The organism is Xenorhabdus hominickii, from assembly GCF_002632725.1.
GTDB lineage: Bacteria > Pseudomonadota > Gammaproteobacteria > Enterobacterales > Enterobacteriaceae > Xenorhabdus > Xenorhabdus hominickii.
In genome coordinates this window covers 125,214-150,143 of the sequence record NZ_NJAI01000005.1, presented here as the reverse complement: position 1 = coordinate 150,143, position 24,930 = coordinate 125,214, and the positions used below count along the sequence as shown (strand labels likewise).

Genomic DNA, 24,930 nt, shown 5'->3' with positions numbered 1-24,930 from the left:
CCAGATATGCCAGCAGTTGCACACAATGAAATTATCGCTAGCCAAATCAAACAGCAAGGTGGCGTTGAAGCCTATCTGCGGGCGCAGCAGGAAAAGGGATTACTGCGCTTTTTAACCTGCGGCAGCGTGGATGATGGCAAAAGTACACTAATTGGTCGTTTGTTACATGATACCCGTCAGATTTATGAAGATCAGCTTGCGACATTGCAAAGCGACAGCAAGCGGATTGGGACTCAGGGCGAAAAACTGGATTTGGCATTATTGGTTGATGGATTAGCTGCCGAACGGGAACAAGGCATCACCATTGACGTTGCATACCGTTACTTCTCCACAGAAAAACGCAAATTTATCATTGCAGATACACCGGGGCATGAACAATATACCCGCAATATGGCAACGGGTGCTTCAACCAGTGATCTCTCCATTTTGTTGATTGATGCACGAAAAGGCGTTCAAGAACAAACGCGTCGGCATAGTTTTATCAGTACCTTGTTGGGGATTCGCCATTTAGTCGTAGCAGTGAACAAAATGGATTTGCTCGACTATCAACAAAATATATTTGAGCAGATCAAACAGGATTATTTGGATTTCGCTGCTCAATTACCTGCCAACTTGGACATTTATTTCGTTCCGGTCTCAGCACTGGAGGGCGATAACATTGCCACTCACAGCGAAAAAATGACATGGTATACGGGAAAAACTTTACTGGAATTTCTTGAGACTGTGGATGTACAGACAAAAGCATCGGAACAGCCCCTACGTTTTCCTGTGCAGTATGTTAACCGCCCTGATCTCGATTTTCGTGGATACAGTGGTACTTTGTCGTCAGGGGTTTTACGCCAAGGCCAGAAAATCAAAGTTATGCCATCAGGTGTCGTTTCCACCGTGGAGAAGATTGTCACTTTTGACGGTAATCTGCCCTTTGCCGTATCTGGAGAAGCCATCACTGTTGTACTAAAAGATGATATTGATATCAGTCGAGGTGATCTATTGATTGCCGTCGAAGATCAAATGACGGTAGCACGCCATGCTTTGGTAGATGTCGTATGGATGTCAGAAAAACCGCTGGTTCAAGGGCAAAGTGTGGATATCAAAGTCGCGGGCAAAAAAAGCCGTGCCAAAGTTGATAATGTCCAATATCAGGTGGATATTACTAACCTGACTCAGAAAGTTGCGGTTGAATTGCTATTGAATGGAATTGGGCTGGTGGAATTTTCATTTGATGAGCCGTTATTACTCGATAATTACCGGAAAAATGTGGATATCGGCGGCATCATTCTGATTGATCGTTTGACGAATGTCACGGTAGGTGCGGGTCTAGTCCGTGAAATTCAAACTGATGTTTACGAGGAGCCGAAAGAATACAGTGAGTTTGAATTAGAACTCAATCAGTTAGTTCGTCGTCATTTCCCTCACTGGGGAGTACGTGACTTACTGGGAGGAAAATAAGTGTCTCAAATTAAAAATTCAGTTTCTTCCGACGATCCTGGCAATATTTCTAATCATGCCGCTAATAACATTGTCTGGCACTCACATGTATTGGACAGAAAACAGCGAGAAACAGCGAATGGACATCCTGCATTAGTGATTTGGTTTACGGGGTTATCGGGATCAGGAAAATCCACTCTTGCAGGGGCATTAGAGCAGGTATTATTTTCGCGAGGAATTAAAACCTACTTACTGGATGGTGATAATTTACGCCATGGCCTGTGCAGTGATTTGGGATTTACTGAAATCGATAGACAAGAAAATATCCGGCGAGTAGGAGAAGTCTCAAAATTAATGGTTGATGCCGGGCTGGTGGTACTGACCGCATTTATTTCTCCCAATAGAGCAGAACGACAAAAAGTACGTGAACTTATGGCATCGGGGCAGTTTATTGAAGTACACGTCGATACTCCATTGGCGGTGTGTGAAGCTCGTGACCCTAAAGGCTTATATAAAAAAGCGCGAGCGGGAGAATTGCCTCATTTCACAGGAATTGATGCCGCCTATGAAACGCCAGAACATCCCGATATTTATTTAGATGGAGCACAATCCGTAGAATTATCAATTGAAAAATTACTTTTTGTACTGAAAAACTACGGTATCCTGCCTGCTTAATTATTATTCCAACGAAACATCCATGAAACACACTATTGCGAGTGGAATAATGTGTTTCTACACTCACTTAATTCGATGCGTATCCATTACGTCTTGCAATCATGTTTTGTGATTCATGTATTGTGATAGTGGCGTCATGCTTTCAGTTGTGGGATGATTAGCGGGTTTTTCAGGGGGCGGAGATGGGCAAACTAACGCTACTATTGTTGGTTCTACTTGGCTGGTTACAGTATTCGCTGTGGTTCGGCAAAAATGGTATTCATGATTATATGCGGGTTAAAACAGAGGTCGATAAGCAAGAAATCGACAACTTTACGCTTAAAGCACGTAATGACCAGCTATTTGCTGAAATCAAAGATCTGAAAGGAGGACAGGAGGCGATCGAAGAACGTGCCCGTGATGAATTGGGCATGATTAAGCCGGGAGAATCCTTTTACCGTATGGTGCCAGATAATTCGAAACAAAATGCACAACCATCCTTGAATCAGAACAGTAAATAATAATCGAAATGAATAATTCCATGCCTGATGCGCTTGCTGGCCGTTTTTTTACAGAAAACGCTTTTACTGAAATAGTCGCATTGATCCCTGCTGCGGGCATTGGTAGCCGGATGAAATCAGACTGCCCAAAACAGTATCTTCAGATTGCCGGAAAGACCATCCTTGACCATACCTTGTCAGCATTGCTTGAACATCCCCGTATTGAGCGCATCATTGTTGCGCTTAATCCTGCTGATACGCATTTTAGACAGCTTGCCATTGCTTCTGATCTACGGATTACCACTGTGGTTGGCGGAGAGGAGCGCGCTGAATCTGTCCTGGCCGGACTAAACTATTTGGCGAGTTTACCGACAGACAGAGCTGTTTGGGTCTTGGTACATGATGCCGCCCGACCTTGTTTGCATAGGGATGACCTTGAGAACCTGCTACGGCTGATTGATTACAGCTTGGAATCGCCAGAAGTGTGTGGTGGCCTTTTAGCCTCCCCCGTGAGGGATACCATGAAACGTATGGGATCGCCATTAGTAGAAAAATCCGCCACGCTTAACCATACCGTCATTGATCATACCGTTGATCGTAAAGGACTTTGGCACGCTTTGACCCCACAGTTATTCCCTTTACAGCTATTGCGTGATTGCTTAATGAAATCACTGGCAGAAAAAGCATGCATCACCGACGAGTCTTCAGCGCTAGAGTATTGTGGTTACCAACCCGTACTGGTCAATGGACGGGCGGACAATATTAAAGTGACCCAACCCGAAGATTTGGCATTGGCTGAGTTTTACCTATCCCGAAAATCGAAGGAATCTATCTTATGAGAATTGGACACGGTTTTGATGTGCATAAATTTGGTGGAGAAGGGCCATTGATCATTGGAGGCGTCCGTATTCCTTATGAGCAGGGATTAATTGCCCATTCAGATGGTGACGTTGCTTTGCATGCTGTCACTGATGCTTTATTGGGTGCGGCGGCATTAGGCGATATCGGTAAATTATTTCCCGATACTGATCCTGCCTTTAAAGGTGCGGATAGCCGTGAGTTGTTGAAAGAAGCGTATCGCCGGATTCGTGCAAAGGATTATCGAATTGGCAATCTGGATATCACCATCATTGCACAGGCACCGAAAATGTTGCCCCATATTCTCCAAATGCGGATCAATCTGGCAGAAGATCTTGAATGCCATATGGACGATATTAATGTTAAAGCAACAACCACAGAAAAACTGGGATTTGTTGGCCGTAAAGAAGGTATTGCCTGCGAAGCCGTGGCTTTGCTGGTAAAGGAATAAGCATGACATTGAGTGAATTACACTGGCTTTATGGCCAACCAGAAGCGACAGGTATTGTCAAAGCCTCACCAGAAGACTTTATTGTTCGTGAAGATTTGGGATTTTCTCCTGATGGAGAAGGCGAACATTTGATGATTCATATCCGCAAAACAGGGTGTAATACCCAATTTGTGGCAGATCATTTAGCTCGTTTTGCCAAAATACCTGCTCGCTCGGTCAGTTATGCGGGGTTAAAAGATCGAAATGCAGTTACGGAACAGTGGTTTTGTTTGCACCTACCGGGAAAACAAGATCCTGATTTAACGGCGTTCCAGCTTGAGGGTTGTGAGGTACTGGCGACTTCCCGCCAAAAACGGAAACTCCGGATTGGTTCATTAAAAGGCAATGATTTTACACTGGTATTAAGAGAAATATCTGACCGCCCATCCGTTGAAAAACGTTTGCAACAGATAACACAGACTGGTGTGCCGAATTACTTCGGTGAGCAACGTTTTGGTCGTGGTGGACAAAACCTGGTTCAGGCACAGCTTTGGGCTGCTAATGAAATCCAAGTCAGAGAACGTAACCGCCGTAGCTTTTACCTCTCTGCCTGCCGTAGCGCCATGTTTAACGCCATTGCCAGCCTGCGTATTGCGCGGGGTGAGCATCAGCAGGTACAAAATGGGGATGCGTTACAACTAACAGGACGCGGAAGCTGGTTTGTGGCTGATGAATCTGAACTGGATGTATTGCAGCAACGGGTTATGGGTGGGGAATTACAGATAACCGCTCCTTTGCCGGGTGATAAGGCATTGGGCACTCAGCATCAGGCTTTGGATTTTGAGCAGCAGTACTTGCAAGATTATGAATTGCTTTGGTCATTAGTTAAGCGTGAGCGTGTAGAGAGCGCCCGTCGGGCAATGTTGATCAAGCCGCTTAACCTGCGTTGGGAATGGCTGGATGATCAAACTGTGACCCTCCATTTTTCTCTGCCATCAGGTAGTTTTGCAACCAGTGTTGTTAGGGAGATTATCAATCAGGAGCAAAATAACGAGGCTGATATTGCGGAGTAGTTATTATTTCGTAGTCACCATTATTGCGGGTAACTACCTCAATTAACTCTATTGCTTTCCCATAGGTTGATGCCAAGAAATACAAATGGCTTTTCATTGTGTCTCTTGGCAACACCAAAATAGAGTCATTTCATCTCGTTCAGAGTTGTCCTTTCACGCTATTTGTTGATATAAAGCTATTGATATAAAACTCAAAAGCATCATTTCCTATTAACATACTTTTTGGAAAGGTGGGCCTTTGTCTGGCACCGTCTAGCGAGGAAAAATATGTCTTTATCAGAACCTCCCAATTATAAATATTCCACCCATAAAGACAGGCCTGTTCTCCACATATTGTGTGGAAAAATAGCCTCGGGAAAGTCGACTCTCTCGGCAAAACTTGCTCAGCAGCCAATGACAATTGTGATTAGTGAGGATCGATGGCTACATAGTTGTATGGAATAGTTGTTCGGAATCGTTGTGCCGAATAGTGACACAGCATAGTTGGCTGCGCTAATTCACTCAATGGCTTACGTAAATGGTGGCTTCTTTCATTTGTTATGGTCTGAATGCAAAGCACTCTACAAAACTGGTAACGTCATGCTAAGATCAAACAATTTTCTAATTGTCTTAATATTGTCCAATCGCGGGTTACATTAAACAAACAGGACAATATTCTAGGGGAAATTAACGTATCAACTATGTTTCACTTAATAAAATCAATGAGATACTTCAATGCTGCGGATATTGCTGAGTAACGATGATGGTGTCACCGCTCCGGGAATTCAAACCTTAGCGGCTACATTGCGGAAACACTATCATGTTCAGGTGGTTGCACCTGATCGTAACCGCAGCGGTGCGTCGAATTCCTTAACGCTGGATCGCCCTTTGCGCATTAATACACTGAAAAATGGTGATATGGCTGTTCAGGAAGGTACGCCGACAGACTGTGTCTATCTAGGGGTAAATAATTTGGTTCGTCCTCGCCCTGATATTGTGGTTTCAGGAATCAACTGTGGCCCTAATCTTGGTGACGATGTGATTTATTCCGGTACCGTTGCGGCTGCAATGGAAGGGCGTCATTTAGGATTACCTGCATTGGCGGTATCACTCAATGGTGAGGAACATTACGAAACAGCAGCAGAAGTGACATTGCGTTTATTAACCATGCTGCAAGCATTCCCACTGAGAGCAGGTAATATTCTGAATATCAATGTACCTGATATCCCTATTGAGCAAATCAAAGGGTTTCGGGTGACACGATGTGGCAGTCGCTGTGCTGCTGAAGAAGTTTATGCTTTGGAAGATCCCAAAGGAAGTATGCTCTACTGGATAGGCCCTCCGGGCGAGAAACATGATGCTGGGCCTGATACGGATTTTGCTGCGGTAGAGGAAGGATTTGTCTCTATTACGCCTTTGCAGGTGGATTTAACGGCTTATAAAGCACAAGAACTGATAAACGATTGGTTGAAAAAAGTCGGGGATATCGGGGAATGTTAAGCCGGTCAATGAAAAATTTGCTGGATCAATTACGTCAGCAAGGTATACATAACGAACAGCTACTGGACATCATTGCTAAAGTGCCTCGGGAAAGTTTTGTTGATGAAGCCCTTGCGCATAAGGCGTATGAAAACACGGCACTGCCCATTGGACATGGGCAAACGATATCTCAGCCCTATATTGTTGCCCGTATGACAGAGCTGCTGAATTTAACGGCTGATGCCAATGTACTAGAGATTGGTACAGGATCGGGTTATCAGACGGCAATACTTGCTCATTTAGCCAAACACGTCTTCTCCGTAGAGCGTATTAAGGGATTACAGTGGCAGGCTAAACGCAGGTTAAAGCAGCTCGACTTACATAATATCTCAACCCGTCACGGTGATGGATGGTATGGATGGCCATCAAAAGGGCCATTTAATGCCATCATTGTCACAGCAGCCCCGCCAGAAATTCCACCATCACTCCTTCATCAGCTTGCTGACAGAGGAGTGATGGTGTTGCCTGTAGGTGAGCGCTCTCAGTCACTGAAAGTGGTACATCGTTATGGGAATGATTTTCATGGCGAAGTTATCGAATCCGTCCGTTTTGTACCCCTAATTCAAGGTGAATTGGCATAACTGGCTAATTACTTTGTCTTAATTTTTTAAAGTTGCTGTTATTTTTGCTGAAATTAAGCAAAATATTTCGCTTTAAATCTCTTATGATTCTAAATTTCTTTATAAATAATCATTCTTAACACTTATTATTTTCCTTTGTGGGGGAATAAGGTATGAATTTAGGAAACCCAATGAAAAAAATAAAGTGGATAATCACCAATACTGTAATGGGAATTATGCTAGTCGGTTGTAGCAATACACCAGACCGCCCTGCTCCAATAGTGAATATTGATAATAAGGCAAAAGATGGAGGAATATCCTCCAGACCGCCATCAATTTCGACTCCCATGCCATCTTCTCCTGCAATCATTTCAATGAATCGCAAACCAGAAAATCGTGCTATGGAAAATCGTTATCCAGTGAATCATGCTGCAAAAGATAGCTCACATCAAGGAAAGATCGTCTATAACCGTAACTATGAAAGTATTCCCAAAGGAAGCTATAGCGGAAGCTCTTACACGGTTAAGCATGGGGATACGTTGTTCTATATAGCATGGATTACAGGGGTTGATTTTCGTGATCTATCTCGCATAAATAATATTTTGGAACCATATGGCTTAAATGTTGGTCAGGTCCTGAGAATAGATAATGTAACCTCCAATAATGGTGTATTATCAGCATCAAATAGCAACCAATCTAAAATTAAGCAGGTTGATTTTCAAAAAATTAATGCGTATCCTGCAAATATTGATAGACCTAGCTCTGAAAGGATGTTGCCAAGAGAAACTATTTCTGTTAGCGACAATTCCTCTTTAAAAGTATCTACAGCAACAGATACAGGCGCCAATAGCACCATTAGCAATAGCAACGGGGTTACTAGTAGTTGGAGATGGCCTGCGGAAGGAAAAACCCTTGAAGGTTTCTCTGATTCTCTGGGGGGAAATAAGGGCATTGATATTGCGGGTAGTCGTGGCCAACCCGTATTTGCAACTGCTAGTGGGAAAGTGGTTTATGCCGGAAATGTGCTACGCGGATATGGAAATTTAATAATAATAAAACATAACGATGACTACCTGAGTGCCTATGCTCATAACGACACCATGTTGGTACGTGAGCAGCAGGATGTTCAAGCGGGGCAAAAGATTGCCACCATGGGTAGTACCGGAACAAGTTCCGTAAGATTACATTTTGAAATTCGCTACAAGGGAAAATCCGTAAACCCGCTGCGTTATCTTCCGCAGCGATAAACCGGGGCAGGGATCTGATATTCCTGCCCGCATTATCATGGGTAGGAGCAGCTGATGAGCCAAAGTACGCTTAAAGTTAATGAGTTGTATGATGCGGATTTAGACGAAAATAGCATGGAAGCTGATGACTTTGATGAAGCGTTGCTGAAAGATGGGGATGATGTAGCTAGTCTTGATGACGATTTGGATTTGTTGCAAGGGGTAAACCAACGAGTACTTGACGCAACACAACTTTATCTCGGAGAGATTGGTTTTTCTCCACTGTTAACAGCAGAGGAAGAGGTTCTTTTTGCCAGACGGGCACTTCGGGGAGATATGGCCGCACGCCAACGCATGATTGAAAGTAACTTGCGATTGGTCGTCAAAATATCACGCCGATATAGCAATCGGGGATTAGCACTGCTGGATCTGATTGAAGAAGGTAACCTTGGGCTTATTCGTGCGGTGGAAAAATTTGATCCTGAAAGAGGTTTTCGTTTTTCTACCTATGCGACATGGTGGATCCGACAAACAATTGAACGAGCTATCATGAACCAAACTCGAACAATTCGTCTGCCTATTCACATAGTCAAAGAACTGAACGTCTACTTACGTACTGCAAGAGAACTAGCACACAAATTGGATCATGAACCCAGTATCGAAGAAATTGCCGAAAAACTGGATAAACCTGTTGAAGATGTAAGTCGTATGATGCGGCTTAACGAACGCATTACTTCTGTCGATACGCCAATTAGTGGTGATTCAGATAAAGCATTGTTGGATATTTTATCTGATGAGAACGATTCTGGGCCAGAGACAACTATTCAAGATGACGATATGAAACACAGTATCGTCAAATGGTTGTTTGAACTGAACGCAAAGCAGCGTGAGGTTTTGGCCCGCCGTTTCGGTTTGCTGGGATACGAAGCAGAAACATTAGAAGATGTTGGGCGAGAAATAGGATTAACAAGAGAAAGAGTTCGTCAAATTCAAGTTGAAGGGTTGCGTCGTCTTAGAGATATACTGCATAACCAAGGCTTGAATATAGAGTCGTTATTCCGCACTTAGTGACTTATTTTATCGGATAGATTTCAAATTGCAGCGTGACGGAAAATAAATGGCTTTCTCTATAACTCGTTGATTGAGTGCAGAGACGCTAATCCTGAGGGTGGCAATTTGAAAGATAAATAGTATATTAATCCATAATAAAAGGTGGGCTAAATAAGTCCACCTTTTATTCGTTTATTATTTATCTTTCGCTTAACCGGTTTATCTTTTGTTCACTTATTCTTGCGTTTATTTATTCGCGATAGCAGGAATACCGCTGTGAAATTTAAAATCATGGTCATATGTTTGAATAAGTTCTGCTTCAATCCGGCCGAAATAACTTATCCTTTCCGTAATATCGTCTTTGGATATCGATTGGACCAGTGTTAAATAATCCTGATAATGGCGTGCTTCAGAACGCAGCAAAGAAATATAAAATTTGCCTAATTCTTCATCCAGATGAGGAGCAAGTTTCGCGAAACGTTCACATGAACGCGCCTCGATATAAGCACCAATAATCAGTTTATCAACCAGTGTATAAGGCTCATGGTTGGTAATATGTTGGAACAGCGATTTGGCATAGCGGCTGGTGCTGATGCTGTCATAGCTGATCCCTCTGGCATCCATGATTTCCAGTACCTGATAAAAGTGGTGTAATTCTTCCTTAATCAACAACACCATTTTATCAATTAAGTCCTGACTATAAGGTGACTTTGCCCGGGCAGTAATTTGCTTGGTGACCTGATTTTTGCCTTTCAGTGAGTGGATATCGCCAATTTTTTTATAGGCAAAGTCTTCATAAGGCTTAAACCATGCCAACAAAGTATCGGCACTTTCGGGATCAACGGCATATTTCGAATTAAGAACATCGCACTTTGAGCAGCTTTTAACTCACATAACAGATGGTCGCGTAGTAAAACCGGCAGATTTTCAGGCTGCCGGGCTTTTTTTACCCATTGTTCAGGGGTTTCACACTGTAAAAATTGATAAATGGGTGATAGCAGATTGGTATCAAAATTCATTGAGACATTACTGATTGCTAAGCTATTCATTATCACCGCATTCATGGTTATACCATATCTTTCAGACGATAAATCCATTCCAGTGCCTGACGTGGTGTCAACGTATCTGGATTCAGGTTTTCCAGTGCTTCAACTGCCGGAGACGTTTCTTCTGTCAGCAGAGTCAATTGTGGTGTATCGACGTGGCTCGCTGTCGTATTATTGGAGAGTGATTCCAACTCCTTGAGTTTCTGGCGCGCTCGTTTAATAACATCACGAGGAATACCCGCCAAAGAGGCAACCGCCAGTCCATAACTCTTGCTCGCTGCGCCTTCTTGCACACTGTGCATAAAAGCGATGGTATCGCCATGTTCAACGGCATCCAGATGAATATTAACGACACCTTCCAATTTTTCAGGCAGCATCGTCAGCTCGAAATAGTGAGTTGCAAATAGTGTCATCGCCTTGATGCGGTTAGCCAGACTTTCAGCACAGGCCCAAGCAAGAGATAAGCCATCATACGTTGATGTACCACGCCCAATCTCATCCATCAAAACCAAACTGTACTCGGTGGCGTTATGCAAAATATTGGCCGTTTCAGTCATTTCCACCATAAATGTGGAACGTCCTGAAGCCAAATCATCGGATGCCCCTACACGGGTGAAGATGCGATCTACGGGGCCAATGACGGCTTTTTCGGCAGGAACAAAACTTCCTATATACGCTAGCAGTGTAATCAAGGCCGTCTGGCGCATATAGGTACTTTTTCCCCCCATATTCGGCCCAGTGATAATAAGCAAACGGCGTTGTGACGAAAGCGTTAATGGGTTCGAAATAAAAGGCTCACTGAGTACTTGCTCAACAACCGGATGGCGACCACCCGTGATTTGAATCCCGACTTTATCTGTCAATGTCGGGCTCGTGTAATTCAGTGTTTCAGCACGTTCAGCAAGGTTCGCCAGCACATCCAGCTCTGCCAGTGCTTCGGCACTGGTCTGCAATTCTGCCAGATGAGGCAGCAACAAATCGAACAATTCTTCATACAGGGCTTTCTCAATGGCGAGAGCTTTGCCTTTGGATGTCAGCACCTTATCTTCATATTCCTTTAACTCTGGAATAATGTAGCGTTCCGCATTTTTCAGCGTCTGACGGCGTACATAATGGATTGGTACTAAGTGGCTTTGTCCACGGCTGACCTGAATATAATAGCCATGCACCCCATTGAAGCCTACTTTCAGGGTATCGATACCGAGCTTCTCACGTTCGCGAATTTCCAGCCGATCCAGATAATCACTGGCACCGTCGGCTAAGGCTCGCCACTCATCTAGCTCAGCATTATAGCCTGTGGCAATCACGCCACCGTCACGGACTAAAACAGGCGGAGTTTCGACAATCGCATGTTCCAACAGCGTCTGTAATTCTTCAAAATGTCCCACGCGCTGCTTTAACGCTTGAATATAAGGCGAATCGGAAGATGCCATGATTTGATGAATATCCGGCAATTGCTGGAAGGCGTGGCGCATTTTGGCCAGATCACGAGGGCGGGCAGAGCGGAGTGCAAGACGGCCAAGTACACGTTCTAAATCACCGACTTGACGTAAAAATGGTTGCAATTCATAGCCGATTTCCTGCAAAGCGGAAATGGCCTGCTGACGATTTTCCAGTATGTCTTTGTTACGAATGGGCGCATGTAGCCAGCGTTTTAGCATTCGGCTGCCCATTGGTGTCACACACTGATCGAGCACTGAAGCTAGCGTGTTTTCAATACCACCAGATAGATTTTGTGTCAGCTCCAGATTACGGCGGGTTGCGGCATCCATAATGACTGTTTCTTGCTGGCGCTCCATCGTAATACTGCGGATATGGGGCAGAGCGGTACGTTGCGTGTCTTTCACGTATTGCAGCAAGCAGCCGGCAGCACGTAGGGCGAGGGTTGCTTTTTCCACGCCGAAGCCAATGAGATCGCGGGTGCCAAATTGCAAATTCAGTTGTTGTCTTGCTGTATCCAGCTCAAATTCCCACATTGAGCGGCGACGCAAACCATGACAGCGTTCAATCAACGCCATATGCCCAAATGTTTCAGGATAAAGTAGCTCTGCAGGACGGGTACGTTGCAATTCTGCGGCAATGGTATCTTCGTCGGCCATCTCGGAAACGCGGAAACGTCCGGAAGTGATGTCCAGCGTTGCATAACCAAATCCCTGATTATCCTGCCAGATAGCGGCCAGAAGATTATCCTGACGCTCTTGTAGCAAGGCTTCATCAGTCACCGTACCGGGGGTCACAATACGTACAACTTTGCGTTCAACGGGGCCTTTACTGCTCGCCGGATCACCTACTTGCTCGCAGATTGCCGCAGACTCACCGAGTTGTACCAGTTTTGCCAAATAGTTTTCGATAGCGTGATAAGGAACACCCGCCATAGGAATAGGTTGACCTGCCGATTGCCCGCGTTTGGTTAGTGAAATATCCAGTAACCTTGCGGCCTTTTTGGCATCGTCAAAGAACAACTCATAAAAATCCCCCATCCGATAAAGCATAAGGATATCTGGGTGTTGTGCTTTCAGACGCAGATACTGCTGCATCATGGGAGTATGACTATCTATATCCTTTGCTGGAGATTCTTTCATATTGATTTGATTCAAATTATTATTCCTGTTGACTCGGTTGGGCTATCGACGCTCAGTCAACCCATCTAAATGACAAAACCTAAATATAATCAGCTAAGGATGGGACGTTAATGAACCTCATCCTGGGCAAAAACGCTATCTTATCACTGATAATCCGTGTGATTCATCTGTGGATTAGATTAGGAAGATTTGGGGGTTTAGGTTAGCAGGATTACTCGCAGGAATGTATCGGATTTTTTGATTATTCAGCAGGATTGCGAAGTGGCTCGATTTAATCTCACCTATGATTTCATGTAATTGAGTTGATTGCTTTATGCACAATCCAAGAGAACTTTATGATATCCACATTAATGATAATAATTATTATTGTTCCTGAATTCAGATAATAAGTGTCTGTAATTCAGGCAACCCAAAGTGGTTTTTGTAGAACGACGTGGGCTGCATAGATGGCGTTGCACTTGAAAGTTGAATCCGTCATTAACCTCGTCTTTTGCGTTATTTTTTGTTATATCTATCTGAAATTATTTAATTATATTCTCACTTTCTTCATCGTACGTTCAGAACGAACCTTACGGTGAAATTCTAGACCAAATCAGCTTTAATCTCTTGATTGAAATCCTTGCTCAAAATTTAAGTGAGGATTTATCCCAAAAAAGTGAGATTTGGCGGTAGCAATCTATATGTTCAGGCTGCAATGTAGCAGCCTGATACTTAATCTTTCATGAGCGAAAGCGGAGCGAGTTCTTGTTGTCCTTGATGATCGAAATTACCGAGAATTAATCCAACGGTAGGACCATCATCAATCGCACCTAGTGAGCTGCCACATTGGCTACAAAATGCCCGGCAGGAATAATCAGAAGAGCGATATAATGAGGGCTCTCCTCCTTCTCCAGTCCATTGGACCGCTTCTTTAGGAAACTCCACCCAGCAAAGTGTTAATGCGCCGGAATGACGTTGGCACATAGAGCAAGAACAAGTATGAGGGTTATTGGGATCACCCAGAGCAAGGAACTTGATGTTGCCACATAAACATCCACCTCGATATTCTTTTGGAATCATGATTTTTCCTTATGTGATCGTGCTAGTAACTGTATGCTATTTATCGATTTTATGCTGGAAAAATTAGCCGAAGCGCTGAGAGAAAGCCTTGATAGCCAAAAACGGAATTCTGTTGCGATGTCGGTGCAGGTGTCGGTACAAAATTCACGGCGATTCAATGCCACGTCGCAAAAAATCTTAGCTGTTATTATTGTTGCCCCTGCAATTACCATAATTCAATTAGCTGAAAATTTGGGGGTAAATCGTCGCACTATAGAGTGTAATATCAAAATATTACAGGATGCAGAATATTTGATTCGCATTGGAGCAAAAAAAAGATGGTTATTGGAAAATTGGATAGTGGGGAAATTATGTGGTCAATAAAGATTTGTCATTATCTTTTCTCGGCCACTTTTTGTCATTCCCTAACCGGGTTGCTTTTTTAGTATCAAATGATCTTCGTTATTTATGTCATTCAAAAGAACCTTTTCATTATATATCCATTTTAAATCAATTGGTTAGTATAGAAGGAGGAAGGGGCACGTATGATAAATTTCAGTATGGTGTGATTCAGGTCAAAATACGAATTATTTTAAAAGAATTTGAGGTGGGTGTTATCTTGAGTTGTTCACTGATATAAGTGCATTATAAAAAGAGATCTATACCTATCATTTTTTAAGCTGCTGCTTTGTGGGCTGTATTCATGCATTTCGGTCACTATTTCTGGTCACATAGTTATCCATGCTGCTGGAAATTTGTCCCCCTGCCGCCGCGCTGCAACATGACATTTATTGGGTATAAATAATATTGAATAGAGGAAAAATAATGGCAAAAAGCAATGGAATACTGATAAAAGATGTGCAAGAAATCAAGAAAATGGAAATAGCAGGGCGCTTGACGGGGCAGGTACTTGAAGCCGTTCGTTCGGTTATTGTGCCGGGCATAACGACTCTTGAAATTGATACGTTTTGCCATGATTACATAATCAATACCCTTGATGCGACACCAGGCAGTCTGGGGCAGTACGGTTTTCCTTATACAGTCAATACTTCGGTAAATCATGTCGTTTGTCATGGTTGGCCTTCGGAGAAAAAACTGAAGAATGGCGATATTGTTAACGTCGATGTGACGGTCATAAAAGAGGGTTATTATGGTGATAGTAGCATCACATTTTGTGTCGGTGACGTACTTTCCCATACCCAGCGTTTGGTGGATGTGACTCAAGAATGTCTGTATAAGGCGATTAAGATTGTTAAACCGGGTATTGCGTTGGGGGATATTGGTTACACAATACAACAGCATGCTGAAGCGAATAATTATACGGTAGTGCGCGAATATTGTGGGCATGGCATTGGCAGCAGTATGCATGAGGAGCCACAAGTCCTGCATTATGGTCGGGTGGGTGAAGGAATAGTGCTGGAAGAAGGCATGACTTTCACTATTGAGCCGATGATCAATCAGGGGAAAAAGGACGTTAAACTGCATAAAGATGGCTGGACAGTTACCACCAAAGATCGCCGTCTATCAGCTCAGTTTGAGCATACGATCTTGGTTACCCGTGATGGTTTTCAGGTGCTGACTTTGCGGGAAGAAGAGCGTGAGTCTTTTGAACGCTATCTGTCAATCTCTCAATAATCTGCGTTCTTTCTGTGCGATAGTGAACTCACTGTGAGTTGATTTGAAATAGCATCGGGTTTTTTAGCTATGCTATCAGGAGTCTGGTTTAATAGCATTTCAATCAAACTCTAAGTTTATCGGATATATAAAATCATAGGATGACTATGTCTTTATCTTTGCATAAAAAAAAGTTTTTGTTTAATTTTATTATTCTTTGGTTTCTGATTTATTTAATACATACATCTCTGGGTTATCAGTTAAAACAGATATATGTATTTAGTGCCTTTGCTCTGTTCTTATTGGTGGCGGCTATCAGTAAACGAATGTATGTCTTTTTGATTGCTTTTTTTTCGCTTTTGGGAATGCTCTATACCCCGATTGGCCTTAATTACGGTTATCCGGATGTCAATGCTGTGGGATCATTGATTTATACGAATAAAAATGAAACATTGGAATATATCAGTGGGTTGCCGATTGTAACTTATATAATAGCCATCGCCATTTTTGTGCTGATGATGTTTTCATTTAAATTAAATGTCACTTTTTCTAATAAAGGGAAAAAATGGTTATTCTTTCTGTTCTTCATTTCGGCTTTCTGGTCGCCTGTTAAGGGATATATTAAATCGGATTTTGAAGATAGCTCAGAGCTTTTGAATACCAGTTTACCAGAAGTCCGTTTTTTCCGGGATGCTTATCAGAATTATGAGAAAGTGATGTCCGAAAATAGCCGATTTGCCAAGATTATCGATCGTCAGGATGACTGGAAGCCTACTGTCAAAGAAGGACAATATGACACATACATCATGGTAATTGGTGAAAGTGTTCGTAAAGATTTTCTGAATGCTTATGGATTTCCAGATACAAATACCCCGTGGTTAGATAAAGTCAATTCAACAAAATTAACCAACTATATTTCTTCAGCACCGTCAACGCAGTTATCGCTAATGAATTCTTTAGCAATACGTGGATCAAACGAAATTCAATTGAATAACAGTGTCGTTTCTCTGGCGAAAAAAGCGGGATTTGAAACCTACTGGCTGTCTAACCAAGGTATGAAAGGTGGATTTGATTCTCCTGTGGCATTGATTGGACAGCAGGCTAATTATCATACTTTTTTAAAGGAAGGTAGTTCAGACGATCGTAGCTATATGCCAGACGAAAATTTGCTTTCTCATATTCGCAAGGCGTTGACGAAAGATAAGCGGAAAAAATTAGTCGTTATTCATCTAATGGGTTCGCATCCACAACCTTGTGTCAGAACTAATGAACAATATAGTACCTATTTTCATTCCAAAAATATCTCATGTTATGCCCAGAGTATTCACAATACAGACAGTTTGTTGGCGGAAGTTGAAAAGGTTGCTAATCAGAACCAATTACATTGGACGATGCTCTATTTTTCAGATCATGGATTGTCATTTGTGCATAAAAACACGGATGACGAAAATCTTACCCATAACGATGATAATAAACAAAACTATCAAGTTCCATTTATCATTACCGGTTATGACTATTCTGCTAAAAACACCATAGATGCCCATCGCAGTGGTCTGCACCTTTTGTCAATGTTAGCGAAATGGATGAGGATTGAAGAGTCTCGTCTGATATCTGAATGTGATTGGTTTTCTAACCAAGAGTGCGAGAACCAACATACTGTTATTTCATTTAGTGGCGAATATGAAGATTTTAATCAACTGAAAGATGACGCCATTAATTTTGGTTTTAAAAAGTGAGTTAGATCGCAAAATCTGATCGTTTCTCTCTATATGTAAACCGCTGATTGGAGGATTATGACCGCTTAATATGGTATTCAACCGCTGGCTCAGATCCTTCCAATATGACAGGGGAAGGTTTTATATCATAGGGCATTATGGCAAAGAGTATATACCTTAAATATGGTGTTTTATTATGAACAATAATAAATTTTTGAAACATATCCCTTGGATGATATTGGGGATAATTGGCGCATTTTGCCTTGGCGTTGTTGCGCTGCGTCGGGGAGAACATGTTAGTGCGTTATGGATCATTGTAGCATCCGTAGCCGTTTATCTTGTTGCTTATCGGTATTACAGTTTGTATATCGCTACCAAGGTGATGAAATTGGATGCAACACGCGCCACTCCTGCCGTCGTTAATAATGATGGATTGAACTATGTTCCCACCAACAAAAATGTCCTGTTTGGTCATCACTTTGCAGCCATTGCTGGTGCCGGCCCATTGGTAGGGCCAGTATTGGCGGCACAGGTGGGCTATTTACCAGGCACATTGTGGTTATTGGCTGGGGTGGTTCTCGCTGGGGCGGTACAGGATTTTATGGTGCTGTTCATCTCCTCCCGCCGCAATGGAGCATCGTTGGGTGAGATCGTCAAAGAAGAAATGGGACGGGTTCCGGGTACTATCGCCCTGTTTGGTTGCTTCTTAATTATGATCATCATTCTGGCAGTACTGGCTTTGATCGTCGTGAAAGCATTGGCAGAAAGTCCGTGGGGTGTCTTTACGGTTTGCTCGACAGTACCGATTGCACTTTTCATGGGGATCTATATGCGATATATCCGTCCGGGACGTGTTGGTGAAGTCTCTGTGATGGGTATTCTTATGTTGATTGCTGCCATTTGGTTCGGTGGTGTTATTGCAGCTGATCCTTATTGGGGGCCTGCACTGACGTTCAAAGATACCACCATTACTTATGCGCTGATTGGTTATGCATTCGTTTCTGCATTATTGCCAGTTTGGCTCATTTTGGCACCGCGTGACTATCTGGCGACTTTCCTGAAAATTGGGGTGATTGTTGGTCTTGCGATTGGGATCGTTATCCTGAACCCTGATCTGAAAATGCCAGCTGTAACACAATATATCGATGGTACAGGGCCTGTTTGGAAAGGTACGTTATTCCCATTCCTGTTCATCACCATTGCCTGTGGTGCGGTGTCAGGTTTCCATGCACTGATATCTTCAGGTACTACGCCTAAATTACTGGCGAATGAAAAAGATGCTCGCTTCATCGGTTATGGTGCGATGCTGATGGAATCGTTTGTTGCAATCATGGCATTGATTGCTGCATCCATCATTGAACCGGGGCTGTACTTCGCCATGAATACGCCGCCAGCAGCGTTGGGCATTACCATGCCTGATTTGCATAACTTAGGCACAGCAGAAGCACCTATGATTATGGCGTCCTTAAAGGAAGTGACTACCCATGCGGCAGCGACTGTGAGTTCTTGGGGTTTCGTCATTTCACCTGAGCAAATCCTGCAAACGGCTAAAGACATTGGTGAACCATCAGTCTTGAACCGTGCTGGTGGAGCGCCAACCTTGGCGGTGGGAATTGCACATGTATTCCACAAGATCATTCCTGCGGCCGACATGGGTTTCTGGTATCACTTCGGTATTCTGTTTGAAGCTCTGTTTATTCTGACTGCGCTGGATGCGGGCACACGTTCAGGTCGTTTTATGTTGCAGGATCTTTTGGGTAACTTTGTCCCATTCCTGAAAAAAACCGACTCCCTGATTGCAGGTATTATCGGTACAGCAGGCTGTGTAGGCTTATGGGGTTATCTGTTGTATCAAGGTGTGGTTGATCCATTAGGTGGAGTCAAGAGCCTGTGGCCGCTGTTTGGTATCTCTAACCAAATGCTGGCTGCCGTTGCGTTAGTACTGGGTACTGTCGTATTGATCAAAATGAAGCGTACCAAATACATTTGGGTAACGGTTATTCCTGCGGTCTGGTTGCTGATTTGTACGACATGGGCATTGGGCCTGAAATTATTCAGCGATGATCCACGTCTGGAAGGTTTCCTCTTCCTTGCGAAAGAGTACAAACAGCGGATTGCTGAAGGTGGAGCGGAATTGACTGCTGCACAGATCAGCAACATGAACCACATTGTAGTGAATAACTATACCAATGCGGGTTTAAGCATCCTATTCTTCGTCGTGGTGTATAGCATCATCATCTATGGCATCAAAACGGCGATAAAAGCGAGCAAAACCCCAGAACGTACCGATAATGAAACACCTTATGTTCCGGTTCCAGAAGGTGGGGTAAAAGTTTCGTCTACACACTGATGTGATACATATACCCAATGGATTTCAAGGTGCCGCCAACAAAGCGGCAACTTGAAAGACGAAGGGAATACTTCAATTTGAGAGATGAAGTGTGTATACCCCACATAATCGACTTCGTATTATGTGGGGTATTTTTTGGAGAACAGGTTCTTGGAGAAAAATGATGTTTGGTAATCTTGGCTGCGCAGGTAAATATTTGGGGCAGGCCGCCCGCATGTTGGTTGGTGTGCCTGACTATGAAACATACGTACAGCACATGAAAGAAAATCACCCTGATAAGCCTCATATGACTTATGAGGAATTTTTCCGTGAACGTCAAAATGCCCGCTATGGTGGTGATGGCAAGGGTGGCATGCGCTGCTGTTAGTGAAAAATGCACAATGTTTGTGAATGGATAGAGTGAATAAATATTATGAATGGATATTGTGAGTGGAAAGAAAAAAAACGATGATTCAGCAGGAAACAAACATGCAACCAATATCAGTCACAATACTGACAGGTTTTTTGGGATCAGGCAAAACGACGCTACTGCGTCATATTCTCAATGCCAATCATGGTCATAAAATTGCTGTCATCGAAAATGAATTCGGTGAAGTCCCTATCGATAATGAAATGATTGGTGATCGCGCTACTCAGATTAAGACATTAAGCAACGGTTGTATCTGCTGTAACCGTTCGAATGAGCTGGAAGATGCTCTGCTGGATTTACTGGACACCATGGATAAGGGCGAAATTTATTTTGATCGCTTGATTATCGAATGTACTGGTATGGCTGATCCAGGGCCGGTTACTCAGACTTTCTTTTCCCATGAGATCTTGTGTCAGCGTTTTTTATTGGATGGCATTATTACATTGGTGGATGCAGCTCATGCTGCTCAACAATTAGATCGCTTTTCCATTGCACAGGCGCAGGTGGGATATGCCGACAGGGTTTTCCTGACGAAAACAGATATTGCCCCAATGCATGATGAGCTGCTTGAACGTTTGCAGAGAATCAATGCCAGAGCGCCGATCCATAAAGTCATCCAAGGTGATGTGGATTTAAGCGTATTGTTCAATATCGAAGGTTTTATGTTGAATGATAAACTGGCGGTTTCAAAGCCTGTGTTTCGGTTTCTACCCAAACAACAAAACACCATCCAATCGCTTGTCGTTAACTTATCGCATTCAGTTGAATTATCTGGAGTGTCTGACTTAATGGAAGAGCTGTTGCTGAGTTATGCGGATGATTTGCTGCGTTACAAAGGGATTCTTGCCATTAAAGGTGAATCACGCCGATTATTGTTTCAGGGAGTGCAGCGTCTCTATAGCGCGGATTGGGACAGAGAATGGCGTAATGATGAGTTACGTGAAAGTGTATTAGTTTTTATTGGTATGGATTTACCAGAACAGAAAATCCGCGAAAAATTTACTGAATTATAATTTATTATTTTTATGCCTTATTGAGCAGTGCAATGAGTCGTCTACCTAATTGGAGTGGCGCTTACGGATAACTCAATCAATCCCCAGAAGCATAGCTAACTATGTGACTGGGGGAATGAGTGCAGCCAACAAAGAGGCAACTTGCAGGTAATGTGTATCAACTTGCTACTTGTGTTTAAATAGAAACTTATATTATATATTCCATCTTTTAGATTTAAATTTCTGTAAAAATCTAATCAATATATTAACAAATATAAAACAGTAAAAATAAAATCCATTCATAAACTGAATTTGTCATACATGAAAAATAATAACTTATTTGCGTTATGATGAAATTATCTATTATATTTGCTCCGGTAATCTCCACAAATTAGTGAGTGGAGATTGTAGTAATCACAGTTCATGTAAATGAAAACAGTAAAGAAAAATAAAACATTTATTTAGAATGCGTCTCCCAAATTTGGGAAAAACGTTTCACATTACTGGCCGTGTAAATCACAGTATGTGAAATATTACGGTGTCCAAGATAATCCTGAATCAGACGTGTATCACGACCGAGATCTGCTAATGCGTAACCGCAGGCATGCCTTAACATATGGGGATGTGGAGAAACACTGACGGAAGCTTGCTTCCCATAACGTTTCAGTAATCCATAAACTTGCTGCCGTGAAACAGGGCCTGTTTTTTGTGAGAGAAATACCCATGGTGAGTCGGCTTCCCGCCATTTTTGGCGAATATCGAGCCATTTCTTCAACGCTTCAATTTCTTCTGGAATTAAAGGGTGTGTAGTTGATAGGCCACCTTTTAACCGTCTGATATGAATGATAGCTGAGTTTAGATCGAGGTCGGATAAACATAAATTACATAACTCACTTACCCTAAATCCATGAATAAAACACATTAATAGCATGCAATAATCTCGCTCTGCATGACGCCCTTGTTTTGTTTCTGCCAAAATTGCGTTTATTTCATATCGGGTTAAAAATTTACGTTGCTTCATGAAATTATTATTCCTATTACTTCAGATAGATCAATTGTGAATAGCCAGGGTATTTAAGCTAATCGAATACAACAAGCCATCAGTGTTTTTGAACATGATTGGCAAAATACTAGATTAATTTAATTAGAAAACAGCAAATAAAAAATTGCTGCTTCTGTTCGTCTTATTTTTAATGAAAATACTAATTGAAATTTTATAAATACGTGTTACATGATTCTAATGTACAGAATGGAGCAATCATAAGTGAAATTCCACATAAAAAAATTTCTCAATTGAATTTTACAATTAATCATTTGGACTGGTTTTTCTTTTAGTTTTTTATTCTTTCAGTGTTTCTTTTTGAGTGTACTGGTTGTGTATTTTTACTGTATTTAGCTAAAAAAGTAAATGATTTGTCTAACTTGCCTGCTTGCACCCTTAAAATTGATTAAAAATTACCTTCCTATTGTGTTTTTTTAGTTTAATGTGTTAATTTTTTTCCTTATGTTGATTTTTTATTCTGATTTTTTTGGAGGGGATTGGTAAGGTCAGGGAGTTTTTGTGTGATTGGAGGAAGATATTTAGGACTGAGTTAAAGTGAAGTACAGTATTTTGGTTATTTTGATATCTGTGGTTACTATTTCATTTATATATTATCACTGTAATTCAAGCTTGCAATTTAGACTGTATTTTGTTCAATTTGTGAAGTTTAATTGAATAAATATATTTTGTGATTAATTAAGAATGATTCTATTTCTGAAATGGTTATTTACTACATTATGAGACATAAAATATAGTCTTTTTCTTTCAAATTGTAGCCTTAGTTAGCTGAATTTATTGCCCCGTTGCATAAATCGTTATGCAACGGAGGATTTGTTTTTTAGCTACTGCATTGCAACTTGAAGTCTATTGCTGTAGATCAGCGTGTTACATGGTTTAGCGTGCGGCTCTTAATGACAAATCAGTCTTCTGCGTATCAGGAAAAAGCCAGAAAAGGGGAAACGCATAACAATATCCCAGTAAAGACGATCAAAATGAGTGATATTCCTCTGTAGTGGCTCAGACTGGGGACTTTGTAAACCAAGTAAGCAGGAATGAGGCAGCCAACGATACCAAATATTGGGCTACAGATGGAAGTGAAGCTAAGTACTGGTGCATTTAGAATAATGGCACTCCAGGACAATAAAATGGCAAAAATGATGATTCCTTTTTGAACCCATTTTTCATTGATCTTTTCGGCAGGTATCAAACGACCAAGAATATTCATGGCAATTCCCTGACTAGCTTCGCGGAAGCCGAGGTAAACGCCAAAGAAGGCGGTCATCACAGCAAAGATATTGAGCATGACACTGACACCAATGACCCAGCCTCCGGGAAAGAACTGAGCGGCAATCGCCAGTGCAGAAATATTTTGTTCATAGGCTTTAAGGGCTTCATCACGACCCATTGCCAGAGTAAAAGAAACGGCATAGAAAAATACTGTACAAAACAGAATACTAAAGGCGATATTCATCGCTCTCAAAGCCTTATGGCGGGCAACCTCACGGTTTTTTTCTCGGTTGCGGTAAGAAATCACCATCGGACTTAGCGTTTGGATAAATAAGATTGAGGTGAGTGTAAAAGGTAATGTGATAATTGCTTTTTTGATCAGCAAATCGATGGGGGGCAACACTCCGATATTGTACAGATGCCACATACCGATCATGGAAACGCCCAATGCAGCAACAACAAATAATTTTGCCATTACCATCAGACTGGATAACTTGAACAATAATTTCTCACTACGAGAAGATATAGCAACCAGAGTACAAATTAATATCAATCCATAAAATGGATTTTTTGACATTAATTCGTCTGTAATACCAAATGTTTGTAGGTACGAAGCACTATCATTAGTTATGGCGGTGGAGTAAACAAACATCCAGATTACGAGCATCACAAAGTAAAGTACGCCTAATAAAATACCCCAGTTTTTACCAAGATAGCCACTGATTACGCTGGGATAGTCTTTACATTCTGTTGACTCCGCGAGGGTATTGATAAAGAGTCGTTGAAAAAGATACATAGCGGGGTAGCCAATAATGGAAGACAGCAGGAAAACCCACAATCCTGTTAATCCGACCTGAACAGGCAGGAAAACAATTCCGGCACCAATTGCCATCCCAATACTCATGATGACCCAACCTGTATCGGTATTATTGAATTTTATCGCTTTTTTCCATTCCACTTCCGTCATATTGGCACGCTTGGCCGCCAAGGATAAATTGGTCGGGGCCTCATTGTTTTTTACTGCTTTTTTCATAATAGCTCTCGCTTACATCTTTGATGCTGTAATAGGTATTGAGCAGTTACAGAGAGAAATGCATCACATATCCCCTCAATCTTTCTAATTGCAGCTTGAAATCTGTGGGGTATAAACACCGAGTAACCACTCATTAAGCAAGTGAATTATCGTGTGCTGATCGTAAATGATTTCAAGGAGAAAAAATTTCCCTAAACGTTCCATCTAATCAATGTCTAAGAGAACAACTTCTTCATAAAGAAGAAAACGCTATTTATTGCGTTCAATAAGAAATCACGAAGAGAAATAGTGTAAAAAAGAAAGCTGTAACTCAAATCTATTTCATGCTTATCTAATTAATAAATAACGAAATTTTATTTTTATTTGCTAATGTCTTATGTGTGTTTATGATATTAACAATTGAAACAACTCGAGAAAATTGTTGTGGGCTTTATCACGTTTATATCTTTCCAAAACATCCTTCCAGTATTAAATCCTTTTTATTGTTATTAACCCGGCGGAAAAATACATCGGCTATGCGGCATATTTAATAAACCGTGATTTGAAATAACTTTTTACGCGCTCGGGTCGTCGTTGTAATTGACG

At 42.0% G+C, this 24,930-nt stretch carries 19 protein-coding genes and 3 pseudogenes; 17 read left to right on the top strand and 5 right to left on the bottom strand.

From position 1 onward, the window contains the following. The first annotated feature begins 6 nt into the window (after positions 1-6). From cysN to rpoS, 11 genes and pseudogenes are all read left to right on the top strand, one after another. The gene (gene cysN, locus Xhom_RS15570; RefSeq protein WP_069318119.1) at positions 7-1,449 is read left to right on the top strand and encodes a sulfate adenylyltransferase subunit CysN; all 1,443 of its coding nucleotides are present in this window, start codon (positions 7-9) and stop codon (positions 1,447-1,449) included. Between the two features lie 9 nt (positions 1,450-1,458). Then, on the top strand, positions 1,459-2,103 hold the full coding sequence (gene cysC, locus Xhom_RS15565; protein WP_099139804.1) for an adenylyl-sulfate kinase: 645 nt from the start codon (positions 1,459-1,461) through the stop codon (positions 2,101-2,103). 182 nt (positions 2,104-2,285) lie between these two features. Continuing rightward, the gene (ftsB, locus tag Xhom_RS15560; protein WP_069318121.1) at positions 2,286-2,603 is read left to right on the top strand and encodes a cell division protein FtsB; all 318 of its coding nucleotides are present in this window, start codon (positions 2,286-2,288) and stop codon (positions 2,601-2,603) included. Between the two features lie 20 nt (positions 2,604-2,623). Continuing rightward, positions 2,624-3,421, top strand: coding sequence for a 2-C-methyl-D-erythritol 4-phosphate cytidylyltransferase (gene ispD / locus Xhom_RS15555; RefSeq protein WP_069318122.1), 798 nt, complete (start codon positions 2,624-2,626; stop codon positions 3,419-3,421). Continuing rightward, a complete protein-coding gene (gene ispF, locus Xhom_RS15550; RefSeq protein ID WP_069318123.1) occupies positions 3,418-3,891 on the top strand; it encodes a 2-C-methyl-D-erythritol 2,4-cyclodiphosphate synthase in 474 nt (157 codons plus the stop codon). Before ispD ends, ispF begins: the two co-directional genes overlap by 4 nt. Positions 3,892-3,893: 2 nt before the next feature. Next, a complete protein-coding gene (gene truD, locus Xhom_RS15545) occupies positions 3,894-4,943 on the top strand; it encodes a tRNA pseudouridine(13) synthase TruD (RefSeq protein ID WP_069318124.1) in 1,050 nt (349 codons plus the stop codon). A 267-nt stretch (positions 4,944-5,210) separates the two neighbouring features. Further along, positions 5,211-5,369, top strand: a pseudogene (locus tag Xhom_RS36745) (P-loop nucleotide/nucleoside kinase family protein); the annotation flags it as partial. 288 nt (positions 5,370-5,657) lie between these two features. Beyond that, complete coding sequence (gene surE / locus Xhom_RS15535; protein WP_069318125.1) at positions 5,658-6,422, top strand: 5'/3'-nucleotidase SurE; 765 nt, start codon at positions 5,658-5,660, stop codon at positions 6,420-6,422. Next, entirely contained in the window at positions 6,416-7,042 is a 627-nt protein-coding gene (locus Xhom_RS15530) for a protein-L-isoaspartate(D-aspartate) O-methyltransferase (RefSeq protein WP_069318126.1), read from the top strand. The genes surE and Xhom_RS15530 overlap by 7 nt, the downstream gene beginning before the upstream one ends. Positions 7,043-7,194: 152 nt before the next feature. Next, entirely contained in the window at positions 7,195-8,268 is a 1,074-nt protein-coding gene (gene nlpD, locus Xhom_RS15525; RefSeq protein ID WP_069318127.1) for a murein hydrolase activator NlpD, read from the top strand. 54 nt (positions 8,269-8,322) lie between these two features. Continuing rightward, a complete protein-coding gene (rpoS, locus tag Xhom_RS15520; RefSeq protein ID WP_069318128.1) occupies positions 8,323-9,315 on the top strand; it encodes an RNA polymerase sigma factor RpoS in 993 nt (330 codons plus the stop codon). Between the two features lie 228 nt (positions 9,316-9,543). On the opposite strand, the pseudogene miaE reads toward rpoS, so the two are convergent. The 3 genes and pseudogenes from miaE to Xhom_RS15505 form a co-directional block, all read right to left on the bottom strand. After that, positions 9,544-10,346: pseudogene (gene miaE / locus Xhom_RS15515) on the bottom strand (tRNA isopentenyl-2-thiomethyl-A-37 hydroxylase MiaE). A gap of 17 nt (positions 10,347-10,363) precedes the next feature. Beyond that, positions 10,364-12,925, bottom strand: a complete 2,562-nt coding sequence (mutS, locus tag Xhom_RS15510) for a DNA mismatch repair protein MutS (protein ID WP_069318574.1) — start codon at positions 12,923-12,925, stop codon at positions 10,364-10,366. 711 nt (positions 12,926-13,636) lie between these two features. After that, positions 13,637-13,984: a GFA family protein gene (locus Xhom_RS15505; RefSeq protein WP_069318129.1), complete on the bottom strand. Its 348-nt coding sequence runs from the start codon at positions 13,982-13,984 to the stop codon at positions 13,637-13,639. Positions 13,985-14,035: 51 nt separating this feature from the next. Here Xhom_RS15505 and Xhom_RS15500 point away from each other — a divergent pair, with 51 nt between their 5' ends. From Xhom_RS15500 to yjiA, 6 genes are all read left to right on the top strand, one after another. Then, positions 14,036-14,347 (top strand): winged helix-turn-helix transcriptional regulator, encoded by a 312-nt coding sequence (locus Xhom_RS15500; RefSeq protein WP_232326181.1) that lies wholly within the window; start codon positions 14,036-14,038, stop codon positions 14,345-14,347. A gap of 441 nt (positions 14,348-14,788) precedes the next feature. After that, positions 14,789-15,598 carry a type I methionyl aminopeptidase gene (gene map, locus Xhom_RS15490; protein ID WP_069318132.1) on the top strand — a complete coding sequence of 270 codons (810 nt, stop codon included), beginning with the start codon at positions 14,789-14,791 and terminating at the stop codon, positions 15,596-15,598. A gap of 146 nt (positions 15,599-15,744) precedes the next feature. Further along, on the top strand, positions 15,745-17,313 hold the full coding sequence (locus Xhom_RS15485; RefSeq protein ID WP_069318133.1) for a phosphoethanolamine transferase: 1,569 nt from the start codon (positions 15,745-15,747) through the stop codon (positions 17,311-17,313). Positions 17,314-17,488: 175 nt separating this feature from the next. Further along, positions 17,489-19,642, top strand: coding sequence for a carbon starvation CstA family protein (locus Xhom_RS15480; RefSeq protein WP_069318134.1), 2,154 nt, complete (start codon positions 17,489-17,491; stop codon positions 19,640-19,642). Positions 19,643-19,805: 163 nt separating this feature from the next. Further along, the gene (locus Xhom_RS15475; protein ID WP_069318135.1) at positions 19,806-20,009 is read left to right on the top strand and encodes a YbdD/YjiX family protein; all 204 of its coding nucleotides are present in this window, start codon (positions 19,806-19,808) and stop codon (positions 20,007-20,009) included. A 101-nt stretch (positions 20,010-20,110) separates the two neighbouring features. Continuing rightward, on the top strand, positions 20,111-21,064 hold the full coding sequence (gene yjiA / locus Xhom_RS15470; protein ID WP_069318575.1) for a GTPase: 954 nt from the start codon (positions 20,111-20,113) through the stop codon (positions 21,062-21,064). Between the two features lie 436 nt (positions 21,065-21,500). On the opposite strand, the pseudogene Xhom_RS15465 reads toward yjiA, so the two are convergent. Both Xhom_RS15465 and Xhom_RS15460 read right to left on the bottom strand, forming a co-directional pair. Beyond that, positions 21,501-22,067 (bottom strand): annotated as a pseudogene (locus Xhom_RS15465) (tyrosine-type DNA invertase); the annotation flags it as partial. 952 nt (positions 22,068-23,019) lie between these two features. Then, entirely contained in the window at positions 23,020-24,345 is a 1,326-nt protein-coding gene (locus tag Xhom_RS15460) for an SLC5/6 family protein (RefSeq protein ID WP_069318137.1), read from the bottom strand. Between the last annotated feature and the right edge of the window lie 585 nt (positions 24,346-24,930).

Excerpts from the sequence above, each read along its gene's own strand:
- Xhom_RS15500 (WP_232326181.1), top strand. The coding sequence starts at position 14,036 with ATGCTGGAAAAATTAGCCGAAGCGCTGAGAGAAAGCCTTGATAGCCAA.
- truD (WP_069318124.1), top strand. The coding sequence starts at position 3,894 with ATGACATTGAGTGAATTACACTGGCTTTATGGCCAACCAGAAGCGACA.
- Xhom_RS15485 (WP_069318133.1), top strand. The coding sequence starts at position 15,745 with ATGTCTTTATCTTTGCATAAAAAAAAGTTTTTGTTTAATTTTATTATT.
- Xhom_RS15505 (WP_069318129.1), bottom strand. The coding sequence starts at position 13,984 with ATGATTCCAAAAGAATATCGAGGTGGATGTTTATGTGGCAACATCAAG.
- yjiA (WP_069318575.1), top strand. The coding sequence starts at position 20,111 with ATGCAACCAATATCAGTCACAATACTGACAGGTTTTTTGGGATCAGGC.
- cysN (WP_069318119.1), top strand. The coding sequence starts at position 7 with ATGCCAGCAGTTGCACACAATGAAATTATCGCTAGCCAAATCAAACAG.
- ispF (WP_069318123.1), top strand. The coding sequence starts at position 3,418 with ATGAGAATTGGACACGGTTTTGATGTGCATAAATTTGGTGGAGAAGGG.
- Xhom_RS15480 (WP_069318134.1), top strand. The coding sequence starts at position 17,489 with ATGAACAATAATAAATTTTTGAAACATATCCCTTGGATGATATTGGGG.
- map (WP_069318132.1), top strand. The coding sequence starts at position 14,789 with ATGGCAAAAAGCAATGGAATACTGATAAAAGATGTGCAAGAAATCAAG.
- Xhom_RS15530 (WP_069318126.1), top strand. The coding sequence starts at position 6,416 with ATGTTAAGCCGGTCAATGAAAAATTTGCTGGATCAATTACGTCAGCAA.
- ftsB (WP_069318121.1), top strand. The coding sequence starts at position 2,286 with ATGGGCAAACTAACGCTACTATTGTTGGTTCTACTTGGCTGGTTACAG.
- surE (WP_069318125.1), top strand. The coding sequence starts at position 5,658 with ATGCTGCGGATATTGCTGAGTAACGATGATGGTGTCACCGCTCCGGGA.
- ispD (WP_069318122.1), top strand. The coding sequence starts at position 2,624 with ATGCCTGATGCGCTTGCTGGCCGTTTTTTTACAGAAAACGCTTTTACT.
- rpoS (WP_069318128.1), top strand. The coding sequence starts at position 8,323 with ATGAGCCAAAGTACGCTTAAAGTTAATGAGTTGTATGATGCGGATTTA.
- mutS (WP_069318574.1), bottom strand. The coding sequence starts at position 12,925 with ATGAAAGAATCTCCAGCAAAGGATATAGATAGTCATACTCCCATGATG.
- Xhom_RS15460 (WP_069318137.1), bottom strand. The coding sequence starts at position 24,345 with ATGAAAAAAGCAGTAAAAAACAATGAGGCCCCGACCAATTTATCCTTG.
- nlpD (WP_069318127.1), top strand. The coding sequence starts at position 7,195 with ATGAATTTAGGAAACCCAATGAAAAAAATAAAGTGGATAATCACCAAT.
- Xhom_RS15475 (WP_069318135.1), top strand. The coding sequence starts at position 19,806 with ATGTTTGGTAATCTTGGCTGCGCAGGTAAATATTTGGGGCAGGCCGCC.